Origin of the sequence: Streptomyces sp. VTCC 41912 (genome assembly GCF_045799175.1) — a bacterium.
GTDB lineage: Bacteria > Actinomycetota > Actinomycetes > Streptomycetales > Streptomycetaceae > Streptomyces > Streptomyces albulus_C.
This window is the reverse complement of the sequence record NZ_JBJMAB010000090.1, coordinates 1-2,043: the sequence shown is the minus strand read 5'-3', so window position 1 is coordinate 2,043 and position 2,043 is coordinate 1. Positions and strand designations below refer to the sequence as shown.

Here is a 2,043-nt window from a genome sequence, read left to right as displayed (position 1 = left end):
ACGTCCCAGCCACGATTCGTCGGGAAGTCACCGATCGCATCAGCGCCCTCGCTCACCAGACGCCACAGCTCCTCCGGAGACCCCACCCCACCCGGATACCGGCAGGCCATCCCCACCACCACGACCGGATCATCCGCCAACGACCCCAGCCCCGGAACCACCTCCCGCACCTCAGCCTCGACAGCACCGAACAACTCGGTCTGCAAGTGATCGGCCAGGGCGTCGGTGTTCGGGTAGTCGAAGACCAGTGTCGCGGTGAGGCGCAGGCCGGTGGCGGTGCTCAGGCGGTTGCGGAGTTCGACGGCCGTCAGGGAGTCGAAGCCGAGGTCCCGGAACTGTGCGGTGGTGTCCACGGAGGCCGGTTCGGCGTGCCCGAGGACGAGGGCCGCCTGGGTGCGGACCAGGTCCAGGAGTTCATGCCGGCGTGCGTCGGCCGGGAGTTCGGAGAGGCGGCCGACCAGTCCGGCAACGGTTGCGGAGCCTCCGGCCGCCGTGCGGCGGGTGCGGGTCCGCACCAATCCGCGCAGGATCGCGGGCACTTCGCCCCGTGTGGACAGGGCCGCGAGGTCGAGCCGGACCGGAGCGACGAGCGCGCCATCCGTGCCGTCCGGCGTGCGGGCGGTTCCGGATGCGCCGGCGCCCGCTCGTCCTGATTCAGCCGTCGGAACGCTGCCGAGGGTGAGTGCGGCGTCGAAGAGGGCGAGGCCCTGTTCGATCGTGAGCGGCGGCATTCCGGAACGGGCGAGACGCTCGGCCTCGGCGTCCGACAACGTGCCGGTCATTCCACCGGACTGTTCCCACGGCCCCCACGCCAACGACACACCCGGCAGACCCGCGGCCCGCCGCTGCACCATCAACGCGTCCAGGAACGCGTTCGCCGCCGCATAGTTGCCCTGACCAGGACTGCCGAACGTACCCGCCACCGACGAGAACACCACGAACGCACCCAAGTCCAACCCACGCGTCGCCTCATGCAAATGCCACGCAGCATCCACCTTCGGCCGCAACACCGCAGACAACCGCTCCGGCGACAACCCCGCAACCAACCCGTCATCCAACACCCCGGCCGCATGCACCACAGCCGACACCCGATGACCAGCCACCAACCCCAACACCGCAGCACGATCCGACACATCACACGCCCGAACCGCCACCTCGGCACCCAACGCTTCAAGATCAGCGACCAACTCAGCCACACCCGCAGCTCGTTCACCACTGCGGCTGACGAGCAGCAGGTTGCGTACGCCGTGCTCGTCGACGAGGTGGCGGGCGACCTGCGCGCCGAGCCCGCCGGTGCCACCGGTGATCAGTACCGTTCCCTCGGTGTTCCACACGGTCGGTGCGGTGGCACCGGCCTGGGGCGTGAGACGGGTCAGCCGGGCGGCGTGCGGGCGCCCGTCGCGCAGCAGCAGCTGCGGTTCATCGGAGGTGAGGGCCTGGGCGAGCGCCTCGGCGGAGCCGTCGGAGCCGCCGAAGCCATCGAGGTCGATCAGGCCGAAGACGCCCGGATTCTCGGTCTGGGCGGATCGGACCAGGCCCTGAACGGCCGCGGCTGCGGGATTCTGGCCGCCGACCGCACCACGGGTCACGAAGACCAGGCGCGCGGCCGCGAGACGTTCATCGGCCAGCCATGCCTGGATCGTGAGGAGTGCCTCGGTGGTGAGTCGGTGCGTCGCATCGACGGTCGTGCCTTCGCTGAGGGCTTCTTCGTCCGCGCCGACGGCGACGAGCGTGATCGCGGGTACCGGTGCGTCCGGCCCGGCCTCGGTCAGCGCGGTGACGCTCGCGTAGGTGTGCACGGTCGTCCCGGGCGAGCGGACGAGCGCCTCGGCGAGGCCCAGGCGGTCGGGACCGAGCAGCGCGACACTGGTGGCCGGGGCCGCCGGGGCGAGAGGGGCAGCGGTCCACCGGACGCCGAAGAGCGCATCGCGCAGCCGGATGTCAGTGCCGCTCGCTTCCTCGTTGGTGAGGGTGCGGGTGTGGAGGGCGTCGACGGCGATGACCGGGGCCCCTGCCGGGTCCACCGCGGTCACCGACACCGCC

Annotated in this window: 1 protein-coding gene; it reads right to left on the bottom strand. The window is 71.1% G+C overall.

Annotation, left to right across the window (positions count from 1 at the left end; all coding sequences use genetic code 11):
* The coding region (locus ACJ6WD_RS41235; RefSeq protein WP_407617806.1) for a type I polyketide synthase at positions 1-2,024 on the bottom strand (2,024 nt) is incomplete at its 3' end.
* Between the last annotated feature and the right edge of the window lie 19 nt (positions 2,025-2,043).